26 protein-coding genes are annotated in these 23961 nt (G+C 33.6%); 22 read left to right on the forward strand and 4 right to left on the reverse strand.

Annotated features, from left to right (window positions below; translation table 11 throughout):
* Positions 1-21 precede the first annotated feature (21 nt).
* Positions 22-1071 (forward strand): NAD(P)/FAD-dependent oxidoreductase, encoded by a 1050-nt coding sequence (locus tag AC3IS6_RS09305; protein WP_489164619.1) that lies wholly within the window; start codon positions 22-24, stop codon positions 1069-1071.
* A 2-nt stretch (positions 1072-1073) separates the two neighbouring features.
* Here the strand turns inward: AC3IS6_RS09305 and AC3IS6_RS09310 are convergent, their stop codons facing one another.
* On the reverse strand, positions 1074-1457 hold the full coding sequence (locus AC3IS6_RS09310; RefSeq protein WP_489164620.1) for a DUF983 domain-containing protein: 384 nt from the start codon (positions 1455-1457) through the stop codon (positions 1074-1076).
* A gap of 307 nt (positions 1458-1764) precedes the next feature.
* Between AC3IS6_RS09310 and AC3IS6_RS09315 the strand changes: the two genes are divergently transcribed.
* The 18 genes from AC3IS6_RS09315 to AC3IS6_RS09400 all read left to right on the forward strand — a co-directional run bounded on the left by AC3IS6_RS09315 (position 1765) and on the right by AC3IS6_RS09400 (position 18230).
* On the forward strand, positions 1765-2340 hold the full coding sequence (locus tag AC3IS6_RS09315) for a TerD family protein (protein WP_489164621.1): 576 nt from the start codon (positions 1765-1767) through the stop codon (positions 2338-2340).
* 155 nt (positions 2341-2495) lie between these two features.
* Positions 2496-3161 carry an HAD family hydrolase gene (locus AC3IS6_RS09320; protein ID WP_489164622.1) on the forward strand — a complete coding sequence of 222 codons (666 nt, stop codon included), beginning with the start codon at positions 2496-2498 and terminating at the stop codon, positions 3159-3161.
* A gap of 2 nt (positions 3162-3163) precedes the next feature.
* Positions 3164-3970, forward strand: a complete 807-nt coding sequence (locus tag AC3IS6_RS09325; RefSeq protein WP_489164623.1) for a phosphoribosyltransferase family protein — start codon at positions 3164-3166, stop codon at positions 3968-3970.
* A gap of 4 nt (positions 3971-3974) precedes the next feature.
* Positions 3975-4529 carry a TerD family protein gene (locus tag AC3IS6_RS09330; protein WP_017496982.1) on the forward strand — a complete coding sequence of 185 codons (555 nt, stop codon included), beginning with the start codon at positions 3975-3977 and terminating at the stop codon, positions 4527-4529.
* An 8-nt stretch (positions 4530-4537) separates the two neighbouring features.
* Entirely contained in the window at positions 4538-5146 is a 609-nt protein-coding gene (locus tag AC3IS6_RS09335) for a TerD family protein (RefSeq protein WP_489164624.1), read from the forward strand.
* 6 nt (positions 5147-5152) lie between these two features.
* The gene (locus AC3IS6_RS09340) at positions 5153-6241 is read left to right on the forward strand and encodes a toxic anion resistance protein (RefSeq protein ID WP_489164625.1); all 1089 of its coding nucleotides are present in this window, start codon (positions 5153-5155) and stop codon (positions 6239-6241) included.
* Between the two features lie 19 nt (positions 6242-6260).
* Entirely contained in the window at positions 6261-7226 is a 966-nt protein-coding gene (locus tag AC3IS6_RS09345) for a hypothetical protein (protein WP_489164626.1), read from the forward strand.
* 12 nt (positions 7227-7238) lie between these two features.
* Positions 7239-7790, forward strand: coding sequence for a TerD family protein (locus tag AC3IS6_RS09350; RefSeq protein ID WP_489164627.1), 552 nt, complete (start codon positions 7239-7241; stop codon positions 7788-7790).
* A 21-nt stretch (positions 7791-7811) separates the two neighbouring features.
* Positions 7812-8471: a TerD family protein gene (locus AC3IS6_RS09355; protein WP_017496977.1), complete on the forward strand. Its 660-nt coding sequence runs from the start codon at positions 7812-7814 to the stop codon at positions 8469-8471.
* A gap of 47 nt (positions 8472-8518) precedes the next feature.
* Positions 8519-8878, forward strand: coding sequence for a hypothetical protein (locus tag AC3IS6_RS09360; protein ID WP_489164628.1), 360 nt, complete (start codon positions 8519-8521; stop codon positions 8876-8878).
* Positions 8879-8890: 12 nt separating this feature from the next.
* Positions 8891-9529, forward strand: coding sequence for a vWA domain-containing protein (locus AC3IS6_RS09365; RefSeq protein WP_489164629.1), 639 nt, complete (start codon positions 8891-8893; stop codon positions 9527-9529).
* Between the two features lie 158 nt (positions 9530-9687).
* Positions 9688-10323, forward strand: coding sequence for a vWA domain-containing protein (locus AC3IS6_RS09370; protein WP_489164630.1), 636 nt, complete (start codon positions 9688-9690; stop codon positions 10321-10323).
* A 2-nt stretch (positions 10324-10325) separates the two neighbouring features.
* The gene (locus AC3IS6_RS09375; RefSeq protein ID WP_489164631.1) at positions 10326-10814 is read left to right on the forward strand and encodes a hypothetical protein; all 489 of its coding nucleotides are present in this window, start codon (positions 10326-10328) and stop codon (positions 10812-10814) included.
* 252 nt (positions 10815-11066) lie between these two features.
* Positions 11067-12119: a TerY-C metal binding domain-containing protein gene (locus AC3IS6_RS09380; RefSeq protein WP_489164632.1), complete on the forward strand. Its 1053-nt coding sequence runs from the start codon at positions 11067-11069 to the stop codon at positions 12117-12119.
* Positions 12120-12123: 4 nt separating this feature from the next.
* Complete coding sequence (locus tag AC3IS6_RS09385) at positions 12124-13533, forward strand: PP2C family serine/threonine-protein phosphatase (protein WP_489164633.1); 1410 nt, start codon at positions 12124-12126, stop codon at positions 13531-13533.
* Between the two features lie 2 nt (positions 13534-13535).
* The gene (locus tag AC3IS6_RS09390; protein ID WP_173967714.1) at positions 13536-15047 is read left to right on the forward strand and encodes a helix-hairpin-helix domain-containing protein; all 1512 of its coding nucleotides are present in this window, start codon (positions 13536-13538) and stop codon (positions 15045-15047) included.
* Between the two features lie 29 nt (positions 15048-15076).
* Positions 15077-16075 carry a TerC/Alx family metal homeostasis membrane protein gene (locus AC3IS6_RS09395; RefSeq protein ID WP_489164634.1) on the forward strand — a complete coding sequence of 333 codons (999 nt, stop codon included), beginning with the start codon at positions 15077-15079 and terminating at the stop codon, positions 16073-16075.
* Positions 16076-16316: 241 nt separating this feature from the next.
* Positions 16317-18230, forward strand: coding sequence for an ABC-F family ATP-binding cassette domain-containing protein (locus AC3IS6_RS09400; RefSeq protein WP_489164635.1), 1914 nt, complete (start codon positions 16317-16319; stop codon positions 18228-18230).
* Positions 18231-18411: 181 nt separating this feature from the next.
* Here the strand turns inward: AC3IS6_RS09400 and AC3IS6_RS09405 are convergent, their stop codons facing one another.
* Positions 18412-19374: an App1 family protein phosphatidate phosphatase gene (locus tag AC3IS6_RS09405; protein WP_173967717.1), complete on the reverse strand. Its 963-nt coding sequence runs from the start codon at positions 19372-19374 to the stop codon at positions 18412-18414.
* A gap of 62 nt (positions 19375-19436) precedes the next feature.
* Between AC3IS6_RS09405 and AC3IS6_RS09410 the strand changes: the two genes are divergently transcribed.
* The gene (locus AC3IS6_RS09410; RefSeq protein ID WP_489164637.1) at positions 19437-20306 is read left to right on the forward strand and encodes a diacylglycerol/lipid kinase family protein; all 870 of its coding nucleotides are present in this window, start codon (positions 19437-19439) and stop codon (positions 20304-20306) included.
* A gap of 401 nt (positions 20307-20707) precedes the next feature.
* On the opposite strand, the gene AC3IS6_RS09415 is transcribed toward AC3IS6_RS09410, so the two are convergent.
* Together AC3IS6_RS09415 and AC3IS6_RS09420 are read right to left on the reverse strand one after the other, a co-directional pair.
* Positions 20708-21853 (reverse strand): GNAT family protein, encoded by a 1146-nt coding sequence (locus AC3IS6_RS09415; RefSeq protein ID WP_489164638.1) that lies wholly within the window; start codon positions 21851-21853, stop codon positions 20708-20710.
* Positions 21854-21969: 116 nt separating this feature from the next.
* The gene (locus AC3IS6_RS09420) at positions 21970-22458 is read right to left on the reverse strand and encodes a DUF1761 domain-containing protein (RefSeq protein ID WP_489164639.1); all 489 of its coding nucleotides are present in this window, start codon (positions 22456-22458) and stop codon (positions 21970-21972) included.
* 179 nt (positions 22459-22637) lie between these two features.
* Between AC3IS6_RS09420 and AC3IS6_RS09425 the strand changes: the two genes are divergently transcribed.
* Together AC3IS6_RS09425 and AC3IS6_RS09430 are read left to right on the forward strand one after the other, a co-directional pair.
* A complete protein-coding gene (locus tag AC3IS6_RS09425) occupies positions 22638-23351 on the forward strand; it encodes a leucine-rich repeat domain-containing protein (protein WP_489164640.1) in 714 nt (237 codons plus the stop codon).
* Positions 23352-23589: 238 nt separating this feature from the next.
* A complete protein-coding gene (locus AC3IS6_RS09430; RefSeq protein ID WP_489164641.1) occupies positions 23590-23895 on the forward strand; it encodes a hypothetical protein in 306 nt (101 codons plus the stop codon).
* The last annotated feature ends 66 nt before the right edge of the window (positions 23896-23961 follow it).

Consider the following 23961-nt stretch of genomic DNA (forward strand, 5'->3'; position numbering starts at 1 on the left):
TTTATTTTACCCTATTTACACATGTTGGATTATATAATCGTCGGATCTGGATTGGCTGGAATTTCATTTGCTGAAATTGCGCTTAAAAACAATAAGTCTATAGTAGTTATAAATGATGAATCGCAAAATTCATCAAGAGTTGCGGGAGGATTGTATAATCCGGTGATTTTAAAACGCTTTAGTGAGGTTTGGAAAGCAAAAGAACAGTTATCTTTAATGGACGAATTCTATGAGAGCATCGAAGGTAAGCTGAAAACGAAGGTGAATTTTAAACTCCCTATTTTAAGAAAATTTTTCTCTATAGAAGAACAAAATAATTGGTTCTCGGCTTCGGATAAACCACTCTTAGCGCCATTTCTTTCTACCAAATTAATCTTTAAAAAGTACAATGGTATTGATTCTCCGTTTGATTATGGAGAAGTTTTGCATACGGGATATGTTGATACGGCTCTTTTGTTGGATAAATACCACGAATATTTACTTCAGAACAAATTATTACTTCAGGAGTCGTTTGATTATGCTAAGCTGATTATTGATGAAGATTTTGTTCAGTATAAAGAATATCAGGCTAAGCATATTGTTTTTGCAGAAGGTTTCGGATTACATGCCAATCCGTTTTTTCAGGATTTGCCATTAGATGGGACTAAAGGAGAGCTTTTTGTTATTAAAGCGCCTGATCTTGATTTAGATGTAATTGTAAATACCAGTGTCTTTATTTTGCCTTTAGGAAACGATTTGTTTAAAGTTGGTGCAACTTACAATTGGAAAGACAAAACGGATACACCAACAGAAGAAGGGAAAACAGAATTAATTGATCGTATAGAGGAAATTATCAATTGTGATTTTGAAATTGTTTCGCATTTTGGTGGAGTTAGGCCAACTGTACGCGACCGAAGGCCAATTATAGGAACGCACAACCAGTATCAATCATTACATCTTTTAAATGGTTTAGGAACACGTGGTGTGATGCTTGGACCGGCAATGGCCAAAGATCTGTTTGAGTATATCGAAAACCAGGAAACATTGGATCCAACAATTGATATTCGTCGTTTTTACAAAAAAATAAAATAATTTTATTTCTGTCCGGCGTTAGGGTCGTAAGAAACAAACATGTTGATGTACAGGTTTCTGGAAAGTCTTAAAACAAAAGGGAACAATAGGATTAAAGTAATAACGATGATCAAAAAAGATTCTTCGATAGAGGTTTTAAAAAACACAAAGGAAACAATAAAAGCTGCAATTCCTACGGCCACATTTAAACCGTAGCTAACATACATAGCACCGTAAAAAAACGACGGTTCTATTTGATATCTTAACCCACAGTGACTGCAATTTTCGTTCATTTTAAGAACCTTAGTCAAATGCAGCGGATTTCGGTCTGAATACATGCTTTCTTTCTGACATCTCGGGCAGCTTCCTGTTAGTATACTGTTTAGTTTGGATCCTTTTTTTAACATGGTTACAATTCAATTATTTGTTGAAGTTATTGCGAATCATTTTTTTGCTTTTAGAATAAAACGTTCTGATTCTGAGAAAAAATATTCAAAAATTATCTTACAATGAAGAGTAGAACAAATATACTACTTTAGTTTGTTTTTTTTGCAGAAAGGAAGCTATGACTTGTTATGACTGACAGATGAGTTTTTTTTAATAACAAAACTCAATTTGTTAATAAATATTTCTGCTTTTACGGGAACCCTCATTTTTACTTAGTTTGCTTTTTGTATCATTGTATGGTTTAATTTTTTTTAAAAGGATATTTTAATGGCAATAAATTTACAGAAAGGACAAAAAATTGATATTGGTTTATCAAGAATTACTATCGGATTAGGTTGGGATCCAAATGAAGGAACAGGACATAATTTTGATTTGGATGCTTCGGCTATAATGATCAATTCTGATCGTAAACTTCTTGGTGAAAACTACTTTGTTTTTTATAATAACCTTGCCTCTCCGGATGGAGCATTAGAACATACCGGAGATGATCCTACAGGTGGTAACAGTGATGGTGATGATGACGAAGCGATTAAGGTTGATTTGAGTAAAATTTCTTCCGAGGTTAAAGAAATCCTTTTTGTGGTTACCATTGAAGATTTTGAAAGAAGAAAACAAAATTTTGGACAGGTGAGAAATTCATATATCCGAATTGTAGATGATGCCACAGGTCAGGAAATTGCCAAATATGAATTAGACGAGGATTTTTCTATTGAGACCGGTGTAGAGTTTGGAAGATTGTACAAACGAAATGAGCAATGGAAGTTTGAGGCTTCCGGAATTGGCTACAGAGCAGATTTGGGATTCTTTCTGGAAAAATATTATTCTGGAGAAATAATTAAATAGCGTTTGATCTTTAAATGTTAATCGGGTTTAAGGATATTGTTCTTTACAATGATTTATAAAGATGTTCTTAGAAGCAAACCGCGATCAATAGAAAGAAAACTAATTGGTAAATTATAATAAACAGATATTTCTGTAAGCATTTTAAAAGTATTCATTTGAAAATAGATTATAAAAAATATTCCCATATCTCTTTCGATTTATGGCTCACATTGATAAAATCGAACCCCGAGTTTAAGAAGGAAAGGAATTTATTGTTTAAAAATTTCTTTGAAATCGATAGTAAGATTGATAAGGTAAATGAGGTGGTGAGATATTATGATGTTCTGTGCAATAATATTAACGAAAAAACAGGATTGAATATAGATACGTATGAACTTTATTACCTAATTTTAAGCGCACTTGAAGTTGATATAAATAAATTTGAAACGGATAAATTAAGTGAGTTTTACGAAGAAACGGAAGCTTTATTTATAAAGTATAAACCAGAATTGATTTTTCCTGATACGAAGAAATTATTTCAGGAAATGACGAATGAAGATAAGTCTATAAATATCTTAAGTAATACAGCCTTTATCAAAGGCAGAACCTTAAGAAAGTTATTGGCACATTATGAATTGACAGATTATTTTAAATTTCAGATTTACTCTGACGAAGTTGGATTTTCAAAACCAAACAATGAAATTTTTCAATTGGTTTTTGACGAGATTAATACCTTTAAAAGTGCACAAAAAAAAGAAATATTGCACGTTGGAGACAATAGTGTTGCCGATTATAATGGCGCAATTCGTTTTGGATTTGATGCCTATCTATTAAAATTATAAAAGTGAATAAAAGTTACAGCTTACATAAGATTCTTGACAGCGATAATTGTCCGTTTAGAGAAGAGGAATACAGTAAATTTAAATTTGGAGACAAATTATATGCAGAGCAATTTGCAAAAGACTTGTTTGAAGGTTTTGTAAAACAGTTTGGAGATTTGTTGTTGTCAGGACAGGAAATTGTTATTCTGCCAAGCCCATACCTGTCTATACCTACAGCTTCTAATTTTTTATGTTCTTACTTTAAGAAAGAACTGAATAGTTTTTTGTTCAGGAATGGTAAAAAGACAAGTATAGAATCTAAAATCTACAGAAATCAAACCTATGTTACAGATTACGGAAATTTAGATTTTGATGAAAGGGTGAAGTTAATCTCGAACGATACCTATTATATCGATCGTAATTTTATAGATGGAAAGCTTTGCATTTTTGTTGATGATATTAAAATTACCGGTAGTCACGAACATACTGTTAATAAGATTCTAAATCAATACAATGTAAATGGAGATTTTGTTTTTGTGTATTTTGCAGAATTAGTGAATAAAGACATTCATCCTAAAATTGAAAATCATTATAACTACTATGCTGTTAAAAATGTTGAAGATATTGTTGGCATTATAAACAGTCCTTCTTTTCAATATAATACCAGAATCGTCAAATTTATTTTAAGTTTAAATGAAGACCAGTTTAGGTATTTAGCAGAAAATATTTCAATCGAAAAAACGAATGACTTATTTCATCTGGCAATAAGCAATAATTATCATCAGATTCTAGAGTATAAATCAAACATTAATGTAATAAAAATAGATTAAAACTATGGCTATCAATTTACAAAAAGGACAACGTGAAAACATAAATGCACCTAAATTTACCATTGGTTTAGGATGGGATACAAACAGCAGCAGTACAGGATCAGGTTTTGATCTTGATGCGTCGGTATTTATTTTGGGAGATAACAGAAAAATTATATCAGATTCTCATTTTGTTTTCTACAACAATCTAACCTCACCAGATGATGCAGTAATACATACAGGTGATAATTTAACCGGAGACGGAGACGGAGATGACGAGCAGGTAAAAATTGATTTGACTAAAATTAATTCAGCAGTAAAAGAAATTTGTGTTGTTGTAACCATTCATGATGCTGAGAACCGAAAACAAAATTTTGGTCAGGTTAGAAACTCTTTCATTCGTATTGTAGATGACAGCAATAACAGTGAAATGGTTAAATATGAGTTAGAAGAAGATTTCTCAATAGAAACGGCTGTAGAGTTTGGGAGAATTTACAACAAAGACGGGCAATGGAAATTTGAAGCTATTGGCGTTGGAATGAAAGGCGGATTAGAAGATTATTTAAATAAATACAATTAAAAAAAGATATGGCAATTAATTTAGAAAAAGGGCAACGTATCAATCTTGAAAAAAGTAATGGTACTAAATTACAAAATATTTGTGTTGGTGTAAACTGGGGAGCAATTGAAAAGAAAGGGCTTTTCGGTACCAAAAAAGAAGCAGTAGATTTAGATGCAAGCTGCGCTATTTATGACGATAAGAAAAATCATATTGACTCTGTAAATTTTAGAAAATTAGTATCAAATGATCGTGCTATCAAGCACAGTGGTGATGATTTAACCGGAGATTTGAATGGTGATGACGGTTTGGATAATGAGGTGATTACTTTAGATTTTTCGCAATTATCACCAGCTGCAAATCATGTTGCCTTTTTTATAAATAGTTTCAGGGGACAGGATTTTAAAGACATTCCTTTCGCTTCTATCAGAATTTATGAAGGGACTCCAACAAGAGTAAGTCAGGAATTTGCCCGTTATGATGTTGCAAATGATGCTTCTTTTGCCGGAAATGTTTCTATGATTTTGGGTGTTTTTTATAAAAGAAATGGAGATTGGAAATTTAGTGCAATTGGAACACCAACAAATGATAAGAAGTTGGAACAAACTATAGTTACCATTCAACAAAACCATCTATAAAAAATTATGTCAGAAAATCAATTAGTTACTCAAGAGAATACCGCATTGATTGATAAGGATGGAAATGTAAACTTAGCTTCAATTTCTGAAACGGAAGTTAATAGTTACAAATCAATTTCGAATCAGTTAAATGAAAATGATACTAATTCAATTTTGAATTATGGAGCCGAAATCCAGAATTCAATTGCGAAGCAAAGTGATACTTTTTTAACCAATGTTAGAACTTATAATTCAGGTGAAGTTGGTACGTTGATAAATGACTTGCTTACAGAGTTAAATTATGTTGATGTAGATCAGCTGGATCAGGGACCGTTTAAACGTTTCCTGTCTAAAATTCCGATTCTGAACAAATTGGTAACCGATGTAAAGAAATTATTCCAGCAATACGATAAGATTACTGTAAATATCGATAAGATCAGTAATAAAGTAAAGGCAGGAATGATCAATTCTGTAAAAGATAACAGTGCTCTTCAAACTATGTTTGACGGAAATGTGAATCTTATTAAAGAGATGGAAAAACACATTATTGCAGGACAAATTCGATTTAAAGAATTGGGTGAAGAGCTTGCTGTAATGGAAGGAAACCCCGCTCAATACCAGGATTATCAAATTTCAGATAAAAGAAACTTTATTAATCGTCTGGACAAACGTCTGGCCGATATGAAAATTGTTCGCTTTATTATGCTGCAATCTTTGGCCCAAATTCGTGTGGTGCAAAATAACAATACTTCAATTGCCGAAAAAGCACAATCGATTCTGACTACAACCATGCCGGTTTGGAAGAATCAATTAACGCTTGCGGTTGCTTTACAAAGACAAAAACAAAATATCGAAGTACAGCGAAGAGTATCTGAAACAACAAATACCATTTTGCAGAAAAATGCTGAAATGTTAAAACAAAACAGTATTGAAGTAGCAAAAGAAAATGAAAATACAATTGTATCTCTTGAGACTTTAAAAATGACAACAAAATCATTGATTGATACGTTGACAGAAGTAAAACAAATTCACGATCAGGGTACTGAAACCAGAAGACAGCTTGATGCTGGATTACAAAGTCTTGAAGTTGAACTAAAAAAAGGTGTGATAAGCTAATTGAACAGAAATCAGTTAAATGCAAGAGGAAGAGGAACGGTATGTTCAAATAATAAAAGATAGTAATAGAAAACTTGTGATTTTAGAATTGTTATCCAATTTCTTTAGTCACAAGGATTTTGTTGGTGTTTTAATAAAAACAAGAATTATTCATACTCTTTTCGAAAACAATAAAACATTAGACATAAATAAATTAGAACTCTTTCATATACAGTTTACGAGTAGTTTTATTGAGTTGTTTCAAAAATTAAAAAAATCGAAAGAACAGCAGTATCTTTTGATTTCTGATGAGATTTATATCAATGAAGATATTATAACCAAATTAAAATCAGAAATTGGAGAATCCGGATTTGCAGAAAAAGCAAAGAAACATGCGCAAAATATGTCCGGAAAAATTGAAGTACTCTATAGTATGTTTGTCAATGAAAGTTCAGATTTTTTTAGTTGGAATGAAATTACAAGTTTTTCAGACCGTGTCAAACTAGAGTATTATCGGGAGATCACAATTGAAGAATATGAAAAAATAGCCTCTTTAAATAAGAAGCTGTATGAAAATAAACATGCAAAATTTGAAAAGAAACTTTTAGGAAGACTAAATATCCTGAAATTTAAAATTAAGTTTTTGTGTGGGCTGGTTTGCAATAATGAAGTTATCGAGATATTCGAATTTAGAGACTCTAACGATAAATTTATTTTTATAGCTAATGAAAAAGCATTTTATTTTTTAGATGATGCAGTAGTAGAAGAGATTAATCTAGCTAAAAATGATTCGGTTAAAGGTGAGATTATCACGCAATTAAAAGAAAAAAACTCAGCATTAACATTCGAGTTAAGTACAATAAAAACATCATTTCCTGAAAATGTAAACGGTGTATTGCGAGAATATCTGAATAAAATTTCCTCAATGGATTTTATAGAAGATCTTCAAAATGTAGATGAGCAAACCAATATTTTAAAAACAATGTTAAATATTAATATTAAATAAAAGAAGATTAAAATGGCAATTAATTTAGAAAAAGGACAAAGACAGAGTATCGATGCTCCAAAATTTATTGTTGGACTTGGCTGGGATAGTAATTCAAGTAACACAGGAGAAGGTTTTGATTTGGATGCTTCCGTTTTTTTAGTGGGTGCTAATGGAAAAATTCCAAATGACAACCATTTTGTTTATTATAATAATTTGAAATCTCCTGATGGAGCTGTAACACATACCGGAGATAATTTAACCGGAGCAGGAGATGGAGATGATGAAAAGATTCAGATCGATTTGTCTACAGTATCACCGGATGTGAATGAAATTTGCTTTGTTGTAACGATTCATCATGCTGATACCAGAAGACAAAATTTTGGTCAGATAAGAAATTCATTTATCAGAATTATAGATCAAACCAATACCGAATTGGTGAAGTACGAGCTTGATGAAGACTTTTCTATTGAAACAGCTGTCGAGTTTGGAAGACTTTACAAAAGAAACAATGAGTGGAAGTTTGAAGCTGTAGGTATTGGTATGAAAGGTGGCCTACAGGATTATTTAAATAAATACAACTAATTTAAAACACTATTAACAAGCATGGCTATTAACTTAACTAAAGGACAAAAAATTGATTTAAGAAAATCAAGCGGCGAAACATTAACAAATTTCTGCGTTGGTGTAAACTGGGGAGCAATCGAAACCAAGGGATTTTTAGGATTATCAAAAAACGTAGTTGAAATTGATTTAGATTTGAGCTGTGTATTAATTGATGATCAGAATAAACTTTGTGATCATTTGTATTCTCCTTTATACAGAGTAGAAGTATTACAGCAATTTGGTCTTCCAAAAGGTAAATTGTTAAGTGTTGACGGTGCTTTAAAACACACAGGAGATGATCTTGCAGGTGATACAGGTGGAGATGATGGTTTAGATAATGAAATTATTACTGTTGATCTTTCTAAAGTTGATGCCAAAGTAAATCAGATCTTTTTCTTTTTAAATAATGCAGGAAAAGAAGATTTCTCACAAATTCCGTATGCTAAAATCAGAATGTATGAAGGTACTCCAACCAGAGTAGTTTCAGAATTTGCTTCTTATAATGTTTCTGCTGATTCTCAATATGTAAACAAGCGTTCTATCATTATGGGCAAATTATACAAACGTAATGGAGAATGGAAATTCAGCGCGATTGGAGATCCAACAGACGACACATTTTTAGGACAAACTATTCATAAAATCGTTCAGTCTTACCTGTAATGGAAATCAAAAATATCGAAGGGCTAAGAGTTTCGCAAATTCGGGACATGGTTCAGCAAGGAGGTAAATTTGTGGTGTTTCCATACACAGTGTCGTTTATATTAATGACCTTAAAAAGAAGTTCTGATATTTATTTCATTAAGGCAAATGAAAATACGTTTAAGTACTCATATGGTTTTGTTTTTCTGAACTTGATAGTTGGTTGGTGGGGTATTCCCTGGGGACCAATTTATACAATAGGTTCAGCATATCATCATGTAGTAGGAGGTAAAGATTTAACTCAGGCCGTAATGAGTCATTTAACGCAGCATGATCCTGAAGCTAATACAAATACTTATAACATCAACGGTGTTGAAAGCTATAATCAAGGAAGCAGCGAAACACCAACTTACAATATTCCTGTATAAAAAAATAGTTCCATGAGAAGACTGCCCGTTTACCTATTATTAGACACATCTGGATCAATGACCGGTGAGCCTATCGAAGCTGTTAAAAACGGCGTACAAATGATGATTAGTTCGTTAAGACAAAATCCACAAGCCATTGAGACAGCTTTTTTAAGCATCATTACATTCGATACTACAGCGCAGCAAATTATCCCATTAACGGATTTGGCTTCTTTTCAAATGGTCGATATTAAAGCAGCCGGAGTGACAGCCTTTGGAGATGCATTGAGATTAACGGCACAAAAGATAGAAACTGAAGTCGCCAAAACGACAACAGAACAAAAAGGGGACTGGAAACCATTGGTATTTATTATGACTGACGGAATTCCAACCGATAATTGGGAAAGTGGTCTTAATGAATTTAAAAAAGCAAAAGTCGCCTACACCATTGCCTGTGCAGCCGGTGGAGGAGCCGATACCGCTATTTTAAAAAGAATCACAGATAATGTAGTAAGTCTGGATACAGCGGATAGTTCCAGCATCGGAAAATTTTTTCAATGGGTCACAGCTTCGATTGGAGTAACTTCAACAAAAGTAGAGGACTTCGGTAAAGAATTTACAAATTTAAAAGAATTGCCTCCGCCTCCGTCCGAACTAAACATTGTAGTTTAAATTTCAGTGAGGCAGAGTTTATATTATCGTTTTAATTCAATGAACTTTTTCGTATAACGTCTTTTTTAAAAGAAGTTATACTCATTAAGTATGCGTGCGAATTTCTAAAACTCATGTTAGTAGTGAAGTAATTCCATTTATTAAATCATTTTAAAGTTATGAGAAGACTACCTGTTTATTTTTTGCTGGACACCTCCGGTTCGATGTATGGAGAGCCCATTCAGGCGTTAAATAATGCCTTAAGTGGTATGATTAACACTTTGCGCTCAGATCCTCAGGCTTTAGATTCCCTTTGGATTAGTATCATAACTTATGATCGTGAAGTAAAAGAAATTGTGCCGTTAACAGAGTTGGTTCACTTTCAGCTTCCTGAAATCACCTGTCCACAAAGCGGTCCTACAAATACAGGAGCAGGTTTGGATTTTGTGATTAAAAAAGTAAAAGCGGATGTTATAAAAGGTTCAGCAACTCAAAAAGGAGACTGGAAGCCATTATTATTTGTTTTTACAGATGGGAAACCTAGTGATATCCAGTTTTACAGAGAAAAAATCACCGAAATACGAGATCTGAGTTTTGGAGCTGTTGTAGGTTGTGCGGCGGGACATATGGCCAATGATTCTATTTTGAAAGAACTGACAGATAATGTAGTGCATTTGGCATCAGCTGATAGTTCTACATTGAAACAATTTTTTAAATGGGTTTCTGAAACAATCGAAAAAGGGAATAAAAGTCAGGGAACGGGAGAAAGTGTAACATTGCCGCCGCCGCCAAGCGAAATAACGGTAGTGATTTAGGTATGGAAATACTTGGCACCCTGATCACAATTATTGGTATAATTGTGCATATCGTTCAAAAAGCAAATGAATCCTCATCCGGAAGCGATAACAACAGAAACTCTTATAAGGACGTAACTTATGAGGTTGTTCATGAGTTTACACCGCAGGAAAAATTAGAAAACATGAACATTGACAGTTTAAACATTTGTTATAAAACTGCCGGAATCAATGGCTTCTCTATTGAAAATGCAAGACGTACTTTGCTTAATAATTACGTGCAGGATGATTTTTACATAGATGATGTTATCATACGTCAGAATTGTATGTATATAAAAGTAATGCATGCTATTCCGTATAACGGGAGGAATAAATGTTATGGGGCTTCTTTTTCAATCAATTTTATGACTGTAAATGATGGTGTTGCTGTTTATGGATCAAAGAAAATAAATGCCGATGAAGAATTGGTTTTTAAAGAAATCGCAAACGAATTAATAAACGCAGTTTCCTAATGTATTTCATAAAGCTATTTATTCAAATTCTAATTGTCGGGTTGTTTCTGTACTCCAAATTATTGCCTTATAAAGACAAATTGAGCCCACAGTACAGAAGTATTTTTGATTTTTTCAATAGTATTTTTTCACCCATATTCAATTCCCTAAAAACAATGATAAAACCCTTTCAGGTTGGAGCGGGTTTAGCGGTTGATATGACACAGATTCTGCTTTTAGTTATTTTTTTAATGATATTAAATTTCCTTTAAAATGAGAAGATTACCCATATATTTTTTAATTGATATTTCGGAGTCAATGGTTGGAGAACCAATCCAACAGGTTGAAGAAGGATTAGCTACTATAATTCAGGCATTAAAAACAGATCCGCATGCCTTAGAAACCGTTTTTGTTTCTATATTAGTATTTGCAGGACAACCCAAAACGTTAGTTCCTTTACAGGAAATCGTGAGCTTTTATCCTCCAAAATTTCCAATTGGCAGCGGTACTTCTTTAAGCAAAGGCTTAGGGCATTTAATGCATGAATTAAGAGCCAATATCGTTAAAACTACTTATGAGGTAAAAGGCGACTGGAAACCAATTGTTTTCTTGTTTACAGATGGAGTTCCTACTGATGACAGTCAGGCAGCAATAAACGAATGGAAACAAAACTGGCAGCGAACAGCCAATTTAATTGCGATCTCTTTTGGGAACGAAACAGATACAAAATTATTAGGCGAGCTTACAGAAAATGTACTACATTTTAAAAATACCAATGTACAATCGTATAAAGAGTTTTTTAAATGGGTCACAGACTCCATAAAAACAAGCAGTATAAGTGTTGAAAATAATTCGAATGGTTTTGAATTGGCAAAATTAGACGGAGAAACACTTTCGAAAATAGATTTAACTAAAGAAAGTCCAAACCGTCAATATGTCGATGATAATTTTGTAGTTCTAAACGGAAAATGCCAAAATACCAAAAGGCCTTATTTAATGAAATACCGTAAAACTATTGCGGAATCTATTTATGCGGGAATAGAATTATCTTCAAAAAACTACAAGTTAGTAGGCGCATATCAGGTTGATAACTCTTATTTTGAATTAGCAGATTCGGCTAATTTTAACAATAAAGTAAATACCGATGAACTTATTGGCGGACCAACTTGTCCGTGTTGCGGAAATCAGATTGCTTTTGCCGTTTGTGTTTGCGAAAAAATACATTGCATTGGTGACGAAGATATAAGTACTTGTCCTTGGTGTAACAATCAGGGAAGTTACGGTGCCGGAGGCGGAGGATTTGATGTAAACAGAACACAAGGATAATTTCATGGAGGAAACCAAAAGATATATTCAGTCTTTTTTATCCCAAAAGAAAATTGACATTTCTGCAGATAAAGCAGCGCTTTTTGCAGCCTTTGCAGCCAATGAAAAGAATGTCAATGCAGTAAAAATAATTCAGGAAAACCAAAAAATGATTATGCAGAATTGGATATTGAAAAACAGAATCGACGATATTTTGACGCAGACTGTCTCAATACCAAACGGCACAGTAAACAAAAAATACGAAGCAAGTATTGATTTCAATACTTTGGGCTGGAATGATTTTATTTCTTTTGAAATAGCTGGTTTAGAAAATACAGGGCTTCAATTTAATGAAAAAAAGGAATTGCTTTTTGGAGTTCCGGAAATAAGCGGCGATTTAAAAATAAAGATTTTATTTAGAGTTGAAGGCGAAGCAGAAAATACAGTTTTAAATGAAAAAATACTAACACTTATTATAAATCCAGATCCAAAATCATTGTGGAAAAACTTGGAAAGTGATAAAAAAGATCCTTTCTGGAAACAAGATAATGAAGCTGTTACAGCAAAGTTTTTAGATAAAAATATTGTAATTGCATCTAAAAGAGGAAGAAGTCATGCTAATGTTGGCTCTTTTAGAGAAGATGATTTTGCATTTAAAAACCTTAAAGAAATTGGCTGGAGTATTTTAGCCGTTTCAGATGGCGCAGGTTCTGCAAAATTATCAAGAAAAGGTTCCGATTTAGCGTGTAATTCAGTTGTTCAATATTTTGAAGAAAACTTAAACGCAGCAATTCTAAAAGAATTTGATCAGGTTTTAGTGAATCATCATCATAAAGCAACTGACGAAACATCAAAAAAAATAAGTCATTTTGTATATCAAAATCTGTCGAAAGCGGCTCATTTTGCACATCAAAAAATAGAAGAATTTGCAATAAAAAGCGAAACCGATTTAAAGAATCTGCATGCTACTTTAATTTTTACTTTGGTTAAAAAATACGATTTTGGATATGCCATTCTAACTTTTGGAATTGGTGACTGCCCAATTGGGTTATTGAATAAAGATCTGACAGAGGTTAAGTTAATGAACTGGCTTGACGTTGGCGATTTTGGCGGCGGAACACGTTTTATTACCATGCCGGAAATTTTTCAAAGCGATAAATTTTCGACACGATTTGGATTTAAACTCGTTGATGATTTCTCTTATTTAATGCTGATGACAGACGGAATTTACGATCCTAAATTTGTAGTTGAAGCCAACCTGGAAAAGATTGATAATTGGAACGAATTTCTTGAAGATCTAAGCGGGAAAAATGAAGACGGAAATAAAGTTGATTTTGATAAGGAAAATACTGAAATTGCCAACCAGCTTTCAACCTGGATGGATTTCTGGAACCCAGGGAATCATGACGACAGAACCCTTGCTATAATTTATTAAGTATGAGCGTAATTACAGTAAAATCAATTAATGACACCGTAAAAACCTATCAATTTGTTGATAATGGCGAGCCCATGCGTGGTGGTGTCAAAGACGTTTATTTTAGTCCGGATAGAAAATATGTTGTTGCTATTTTTAGAGATAAATTAGATTTCAATCAAAAAGAGAGATTACAAAGAATCACAAATAAATATCTGGCTCAGATCCAGAACGGGGATGCAGGAGATTATTATTTAAATGAAGTATACAGATGGCCTACAGATGTTATAGAGCATAAAGGTTTGACAGGCATAATTGTTCCGATTTATGACGGTAAATTTTTCTTTAAAAAAGGATATGCTACCAGTGACTTAATTCAGGGAAAAGAAAAAAATGGGAAATGGTTTGCAGGTCCTAAATTCAGAAACCCTCATTTTCCTCTTAGAGTCTCGAATTCAGAATTAGGAGACTGGCTGAGTTATTTTCAGGTTTGTGTTAATTTAACCCGTGGTGTAAAGAAAATGCATGCTATGGGATTGGCGCATTCTGATTTGTCGTACAATAATGTTTTAATCGATCCAATTCAAAGATCGGCCTGTATGATTGATTTGGACGGATTAGTGGTGCCAGGACTATTTCCTGCAGAAGTAATTGGGACAGCAGAGTTTATCGCTCCCGAAGTACTTTCGACCAAACATTTAAACAAAACCGATCCCGACAGAAAATTACCGAGTCGATTAACAGATCTGCATGCATTGCCGGTTCTTATTTACATGTTTTTACTACACAGACACCCTTTGAAAGGAGGGAAGGTTCATGATCTTGATACCGAAAAAGATGATTTGCTGTCTATGGGAGAAAAAGCAATGTTTATAGAACATCCAACGGATGAAACGAACAGACCCAAACTCAATCAGGTTTCTAAATGGGATTTGCCATGGGCTGATATTAATCAATTGCCATATTCGATTACGGGGCCTTATTTAAAAACTTTGTTTGATAAAGTTTTTATAGACGGATTACACAATCCCATGCAAAGACCTAATGCAGAAGAGTGGGAAATTGCATTACTGAAAACAACAGACTTAATGCAGAAGTGTCACAATGCGGCGTGCGAGCAAAAATGGTATGTTTTTGACAATACAAATACGCCAAAGTGCCCATTTTGTAATACTCCCCACAAAGGTACACTACCAGTTTTAGACCTCTATTATCAGTTTCAGGAAACAGTATGGAAACCCGAGAATCATAGATTAATGGTTTATAACGATCAGTACTTGTTTCAATGGCATGTAAATCGTAATATTGCCCGCAATGAAAAATTAACGCCACAGCAAAAAGTACCGGTTGGTTATTTTACCTATTTTAATGATAAATGGGTATTTGTCAACCAAAAGTTAACTTCATTAAAAGATCTAACCGAAGACAAAGAAATTCCTATTGGAACTATGATAGAGCTGACTGACGGAAAAAAAATACTTCTTTCAAAAGAAGAAGGAGGAAGAGTCATCATGGTTACAATGGCCAATAAATAAATTTTAAATTAACTTAATTAATATTCAAAATGAATCAGCACCCTATTTTTTCAGAACATCCGGGATTAATAATCGTTTTCGCGATTGCAGTAGTCATCATGCTATTGTTGGATTTAGGAATTTTCAACAAAAAAAGCCATGAAGTAAGTAACAAAGAAGCAGTAACCTGGTCATTAGTATGGATTAGTTTAGCGATGATTTTTAGTGGCTTGGTTTATTACTTTGCAGGATCAGCGAAATTTTACGAATTTCAGTCAGCTTATTGGATTGAAAAAGCGCTTTCAGTAGATAACCTTTTTGTATTTATATTAGTATTCAAGTTTTTTGACGTAGCCAACCAAAACAAACACAAAGTTTTATTTTGGGGTATTATCGGAGCATTGGTTTTGAGAGCTATTTTTATCTTTTCGGGAGCTTTCTTAATTGAACTTACCTATTTAAACAAGCTTCTAAGTTTGGTTGGAGTAGCAGGTTTTAAATACGATATCAATTTAATCATGACGGCTTTTGGATTGTTTTTGGTTTATGCAGGAATCAAATCATGGTCTGCTGGCGATGATGACGATGAAGAGGATTATAACAATACCAGAGGAGCGAGATTGATCAGAAGGTTTTTCAGCGTTAGTGATAAATACGATGGAGATAAATTCTTTACATTCGAAAACGGAAAAAAATTGGCAACACCACTTTTAGTAGTAGTAGCTGTAATTGAGTTTACCGATTTATTGTTTGCAGTAGATTCTATACCAGCAATTTTTGCAATTTCGAGTGATCCATTCATTCTTTATACGTCTAACATTTTTGCAATTTTAGGACTTAGAGCCTTATTCTTTTTATTGGATAACTTTATTCATTTGTTCAGTAAATTACAATATGGTCTGGCTATAATTCTTTCGTTTATTGGAGTGAAAATGATTATTTCTCCATTTTATCATATTGAATCTTTGTATTCATTACTTGTAATTGGAGGGATTCTGGCAATTTCGGTAATTGCATCAGTAATGTTACCGGAGCCAAAAGAGGCATAAGGAACACGATAAATGTTTTATTAAACGGATAAAAGTCTTTTAGACTTCTATCCGTTTTTTTATTATTCAAACAAAAGAGGTTAAAGACTAAAAAAGAGTTTTTATCGCGAAAAAAACCAGTACGATTTGTTTTTAAATCGACAGTCGAAACTTAAATTAATTGTCATACTTTTGCACTTTCAAAAAGTAAAGTAAATAAGGTACTTAAAACCTTTACTGCTTGCAACAATAGTTACAAATTATGCTTAATATACACAATCTTTCGGTTTCTTTTGGAGGAACATATTTATTTGAAGAAGTTACTTTTCGTTTAGGTGCTGGCGACCGTGTAGGTCTTGTTGGTAAAAACGGAGCAGGTAAATCTACAATGCTTAAAATGTTAGCAAGAGATTTTGCTCCTGATTCAGGGGTTATTTCCCAGGAGAAAGATATCCGAATGGGGTTTTTGCGTCAGGATATTGATTTTGAACGTGGAAGAACTGTGCTGGAAGAAGCGTATGAAGCCTTTACAGAAATTAAAGTTGTAGAGAAAAAACTAGAAGAAATCAATCATCAATTGGTTACCAGAACCGATTATGAAAGTGAAGAATATGGCCAGATCATCGAGGATTTATCTGATTACACCCATCGTTTTGACCTTCTTGGAGGTTACAACTATGTGGGAGATACAGAGAAAATTCTTTTAGGATTAGGTTTCAAAAGAGAAGTTTTCAATAACCAAACCGAAACATTTTCGGGAGGTTGGAGAATGCGTATCGAGTTGGCTAAACTTCTATTACAATCCAATGACGTATTGCTTCTTGATGAGCCAACCAACCACTTGGATATCGAGAGTATCATTTGGTTAGAGAGTTTCCTGCGTAACTATCCCGGAGTTGTGGTAATCGTATCGCACGATAAAATGTTCCTTGATAACGTTACCAATCGTACCATCGAAATCTCTTTAGGTAAAGCCTATGACTTTAATAAGCCGTATTCTCAATATTTAGAATTGCGTCATGAAATTCGTGAAAAGCAATTGGCAACTCAAAAGAATCAGGCAAAGAAAATTGAAGAAACTGAAAAGTTAATTGAAAAGTTCCGTGCAAAAGCTTCCAAAGCTTCGATGGCGCAATCGTTAATTAAAAAGTTAGATAAAGTTGAAAGAATCGAAGTAGATGAGGATGATAATTCGGTAATGAATATTTCGTTTCCAGTTTCAAAAGAACCGGGAAAAGTAGTAGTCGAGGCCGAACATGTTACAAAAGCTTACGGAGATAAAGTTATTTTAAAAGATATTGATTTGTTGGTAGAACGCGGAAGTAAAATTGCTTTTGTGGGACAAAACGGTCAAGGAAAATCAACTTTTATTAAAGCTATTGTAAACGAATTTGAATACCAGGGGAATATCAAATTAGGACACAATGTACAATTAGGTTATTTTGCTCAAAATCAGGCAGAATATCTTGATGGAGAGATCACGTTGTTACAAACTATGGAAGATGCCGCGACAGACACAAACCGTTCTAAAGTTCGTGATATGTTGGGGTCTTTTTTATTCCGCGGAGACGATGTTGAGAAAAAAGTAAAGGTACTTTCAGGAGGTGAACGTAACCGTTTGGCACTTTGTAAATTGTTGTTGCAGCCTATCAATGTGTTGTTGATGGATGAGCCTACGAATCACCTGGATATTAAATCGAAGAACGTTTTAAAAGCAGCACTTCAAAAATTTGGAGGAACACTATTATTGGTTTCTCACGATAGAGATTTCCTTCAGGGAATGTCGAACATCGTTTACGAATTCAAAGATCAAAAAATAAAAGAATATTTAGGAGATATCAACTACTTCTTAGAGCAACGTAATTTAGAAAACATGCGTGAGGTTGAGAAAAAGGATGTGGCGAAAGCTGCTGCTCCAAAAGAAAGCAATAAAACGTCATACGAAGATCAGAAAAAAGGAAAAGCACTTCAAAATCGATTGAGTAAAGTAGAGAGTCAAATCAAACAATTGGAGAAAGACATTCAGCACGATGATAAAATGCTGGCTTCTAATTACGACAAACATATCGAAGATGCCTCGTTTTTCATGGCATACAACAAAAAGAAAAAAGACTTAGATCAATTGTTGCTGGACTGGGAAATCGTTCAGGAAGAGATTGATAACTTTAATGCTTAATTAGTTTTCAGTCACTGTCACAGTCTTCGGTCTCAGTGCCAGTTTTCAGTTTTGAAATGAATATATAACTTTGTCAAAGGCTTGAACTTTGGCAAAGTTTTTTTTATGTCTAAAGTTTACCATCCCTTACAAAAAATAGAAGACAGGCTACATTTACTCCATACATTTCACAAATCACATCTTACGAAATAAGACCGATAGATTTAGAGTGCATAATGGCTTCACTGCTGTCTTTATAATAACAAACGGAGACTTCTAAATTTTCGAGGTTTTTCATAATTGTCTTGGTGGCTTCTTTTTTGTGTTTCCCAGTTTGCCTGATGTAAACCGCCTTTACGGTTACGGGAAATATTTTACAGATTCGCTCATACAAAATGGGATCGTGCTGTGAATCATCTCCTAATAAAACATATTTAAGATTGGGGTAGAATTCTAAAACGTGTTTTATTTTATCAAATTTATGGTCGTGATTTCCACGTCCGCTCATGAAGAAATCGGGGACTCCTCTTTTGATGTCTTTCAATAGAATTACGGCCCTTGGCAGATGGTGTATTTTGGTGAATTTGACAATAAAACGATACAAATTCCATTCGCTGCTGGATACATAAAAAAAAGCATTTTCTTCTTCTTTATTATTTCTTCCGGCTGAACTCAAAGCCTGATAATGTGGTACCACATCTTTAAAAACCTTGCGGTCATTCACATTTTTAAATAAGAGAACATATATTTTTCGAAAGAAATTTCCGGTGTGGGAGATCAGAAAAGTATCATCAATATCGGAGATAATGCCTAATTTACCTTTGTGGGGCCGAATAAAACTGCCTTTTTCGGTTATGGTTTCTGTTTTATGTTTAATACTGACTTCGTATTCAATCCACCCAAAATGAGTTTCTTTTTCCAGCGGAATACAAAACTTAAAATAGCCGTCGTCCAATGTTTTGGTGTGAATCTCCTGATTACCGCATTTTAGATAAATATCAAAATTTTTAATAGTTTTTATCCTGAACTGATTGATAATCGAAGTAGCATTTTTAAAGTTTTTCTTCTGAAAATCATATTCATACGTTCTTCTGAAAACATGTCCCATTACAATTAATTCTTCTTCATTGGCGTAACCGCGATATAATTGTAAGATTGGTTTCATTAATTATGTATATTTATAGATGATGTAAATTAATTATTTTAATTGATTTTAAAAATAAAACTTTGAAAAAGAATATTCTATTTGTCGTAAACCCGATTTCGGGAGATCTGGATAAATCAGATTTAATAGCTGCTGTACAAGAGTTTGCAGCCACTCATCATTTTGATCTGGAAGTTTATGAAACTACTGGTAAGAACGATCAAAAAAAGGTACAGACGCTTTACAATCAGTATCATCCCGAACGCATTGTGGTAGCAGGAGGTGACGGAACCATAAAAATGGTGGCCGAAGCTATGGAGCAATTTGATATCATTATTGGTATTTTACCCGCTGGTTCGGCTAACGGATTGTCTGTAGATTTGAATCTGCCGGACTCTATCGAGGAGAATCTGAAAATAGCTTTTCTGCATCATTATATCGAAATGGATATGATTTGTATCAATGGCAAAAAAAGCATTCATTTGAGCGATATTGGAGTAAATGCAAATCTGGTAAAGAACTACGAAGAAAGCAATTTGCGCGGTTTCTGGGGATATGCTTTACAGGCGTATTCGGCTTTAAAAGAATCAGAAGAGCCTTTTGTAGCCACTATCTCAGCTAATCATGAAACCGTCGAGCATACGGCGCGAATGATTGTGATTGCCAATTCTCAGAAATACGGGACAGGTGTAGTCATTAACCCAAATGGTGCGATGAACGACGGAAAGTTCGAATTGGTCATCTTAAAAAGCCTCGATTTATTATTGATTGGAAAAATTATTACGGGAAACATGCCAATTGATTCGGATGATATTGTAATTATTTCCACTGATAAAGCGACGATAAAAACAGATTATCCCGTGAATTTTCAGATTGATGGCGAGTATTGTGGCGCACAAACGGATTTGGAAATTCACATTCTACACAAGCAGATGAAAATTGCAATTCCGTAGTTTTTGTAGTCTGTGTGAAACCGATTGTGAAATATATCGCCCCGATGGGGCTTAAAACGGTGGCTGAATATTTTTCTATAAATATTGCACTCCTAATGGAGTTGCTTTTGTAATTGCAATAGAAAATAATTGCAAAGTATTATTTTACTCCCTTTTAAATTCCGTAGGAATGAACATATTGTAGCAACTGATTTTAAGCTGTTGAAAATAAGGATGGTGTTTTAATCGGTTCCATAGAAACGATTCATGTAATTGTTTTTGATTAATAATTTTTGATTTCAGCTGTATAAAAACTGTAAAAATAGATGGTGTTTATTATCGACCAATATCAAATCAGAAATCTACAATCGTTAATCTACAATCAAAAATCTCTTGACTCAATCGCACTTTTCATGAAAGGTTTATTTAAACGGATTCCTTTCCTGCCAATCAGTTTTAGGTTCCAGATAATTGAATAATTTCGCTATGTTATGATTGATTAAAGTATTGCTGTGTGTAATTAATCCGTACATTTTAACAGGCTTTGCTCCAACAGAACTTTTAATTTCGAGGGCTGTTCTGGCAAATACAATGGTTTTGAAACCGTGATTGATAGAATAAGCAATCATGTCATAAAGCATGTTGAGGTACAGCATTTTTTCGCGTTGGATCGTTTCGTCATAACCTAAAAAATAAGTATCCATTGCATTTCCATTTCGAATCAGAGTATTGAATCCAATTAGCTTTTCTTCTAAAAAGTAACCATAAAACAAAAAATTATCCTTCATGATCTCTTTAAAAAAGCTAAAGTGATTTCGGGCTAAGAAAAAGGTATTAAAAGGAGCATTCTTAGCCACATGGAAATACAAATCGTAGATCACATCTTCATATTTCTTAATGTCGGCTAAAGACATTTTTCGTTTCTCAATTCCGTCCGCTTTTTTTCGGGCCCGTTTGTATTGATCGCGATATTTTTTTGACAGCGCATCAATATAATTTTGTTCAGAGGTCCATTCTTTGTGGATCTCAAAAATCATATTGGGTTGGGTCGAAAAGGTGTAATTGTTTTTAAATTCGGTCTGTAAAGGTATAATTTCGGTTGCGGTAAAATCTTTTATGCTTGTAATGTGAACCTTTTTTCCATTTTCTTTCAGGTTTTTTTTGAGCTGATTAATAGCTTTGTGTAATGTTTTAAAGGCTATTGATAATTTTATATCTGAAGTAAATACAAACGCATTTTGCCCTGTGAGCATATTGTTTCCGACAAATAATACATGTGAAGCAAAATTTTTAAAAGCAAAATTACGTACAGAAGTTTTTAAACATTGATCGCGTTCGCCAAATGAGTCTAATTTTTCAGCAAACAAAAACTGAGTTAAAACAATTCCTGCCAGTTTGTTGTCGTTGAAAATTCCGATAAAATGACATATCATATTTACCGGACAGGAGTTTTCCAGTACTTCAAGATATTCTTTGGTTAGAAAAATATTATCTACGGCCAGAGAATTCCATTCTGAGGGCAGTAGTGACGTGCTGTTGTATATTTCGAAAGAATAGGTTGTAGTCAAAAGAGTGAGCTAATTTCTTCAAAATTAGATAATATTTATAAGAACTCAATTGCTTTAAGTTATTATTAAGAAAACCCGTCTGAGTTTTAATTTCAAACGGGTTTGTATGTTGTTTTTTAGGCAAATGCGCAGATGATTCCACCCATTAGAGTAAGTGAAACAGCCCAGAAACCAGCATGGATAAAGATGTATTTCCATGATTTTCTCTCAAATAAACCATTGATTCCAATCACCGGTAAGGCAAAAAACAACGCCGACATGAATCCGTGAAGGGCACCATGTTTAAACGTGCGGTATGCCAGCCCGTAATCATTCAGAAAAGCAGCATAAGAAGGTTTTGCGGTGGCAACCAATGGAGGTCCGCCCACCATTCCCAAAGCACCGGTTTGATGAATGGTTAGTGACATTAGGATTACGGTAATCATTAAGGAGAAAAGATACGTAAGACCGAATATTTTGAGCATATTTCCTGTTCGGAGATCTTCTTCTGTGAGATTATTTTCTCTCATCCAGATCGTTCCAAACACTTTTGGGTTGTACCAGATAAAGCCAACGGCCAGTGTTACGATTGCGGATAAAAACAATGCAATAGGGTTAAATTCCATAATATGAGGTTTTTAGGATTAGTTGTTCAAATTTAAACAAAAAATTACAAAAATTGCATTTTTATAAAAAGTAGTAAAATTAGGGTTAAACTAATATTTATCAACACTTTATCGACATTATGTGCTTTATAACTACGAAATGTATAATTTTATACCATCAATAAAACCCCAATTTTGTGATGAAAAGCTTAGCCACATTTTTTTTAGCTTTTATTTTTTCTCTGAATATTTTTGCTGATACGGTTTCAGATAAAGAGAAAGAAGCGCTTATCAAATTGTATGATGCAACAAAAGGTTCAGAGTGGAAAGTAAAGTGGGATTTGTCATTATCTGTAGCAACCTGGTATGGGGTGATCGTTGAGAATGGTAAAGTTGTCGGGCTGCATTTAGCAGCTAATAATTTGCAGGGAAATCTGCCTGTTGAATTGTTTGCATTGGTTAATTTAGTCACGATCGATTTGCACGATAATAAAATTCAGGGAGAGCTTCCTTTAGAGATAGGAAAACTGAACCAATTAGAGACTCTGGCATTATTCAACAATGAAATTCAGGGACAGTTACCGGGCTCAATTTATACCATAACGACTTTAAAAGTTTTACTTTTAAACCAGAACAAGCTGACAGGCAGTTTAAGTAAAGATGTGGTCAACTTTAGCGCTTTGCAAAACCTGAGTTTGTTTGATAATAATTTTGAAGGAGAAATTCCAAATGAATTGGAAAAATTACATCATTTGTCTGAATTGAATCTTTCGTATAATAAATTTAAAGGAGGCGTTTCGAAAAATCTGATTTTGTTGGACGCTCTAAATATGACGATGTTTGATGAAGAGGGGAATCCTTTTTTATTAGAAATCGCCACTAAAAAAGAAACTACAATGGTTACCCGAAATTAATCGTGCTTATGAATGAATTTTACACTCGTTAAAAAGTTGATTAAATATATTTAGTTAATTGTTTAAAAGCCGTAATTCGTTACGGTTTTTTTACGCCTGAAATTTACCTTTTTACCGGTAGAAAAAATAACATTTTTTTTAGTCCATTACTTTTTTTTCATAACTTTAATTCTTCAATTTGCAGAAGGAAAAAAATCAGAGTACAATAAGATAATCTAACCTCTTTAATAATAAAATTATGGTAGTACAGTATCAGGGAGAACAACACGGAAAAGCAACAACATTTACAATAAGAATCATAGGAAACAATTTGTCTAAAAGCAGTTCGAATTACCAGATTGATTTATTGGTCGGGGACAAGCAATTGCCAACTTTTACAACGGGAATTCATCAGAGCTTGTCCAATTGTTTAAAAGAGATCTATTTGTTCAGAAAGCACAATGGTATTACATTTCAGCCTTCGTCAGAAAAAATAGCACCGCTTTTAGTTCCTTACGATCAGGTTTTATACAATTATAATAAATATGCTTTGTTTATGGCTTAAGCCAAAGTTTGTTTATCGCAAAATATTTAGAAAGACTGTCTTTAGGGCAGTCTTTTTTTGTTTTGT

It is taken from the genome of Flavobacterium sp. KH_035, assembly GCF_057839565.1.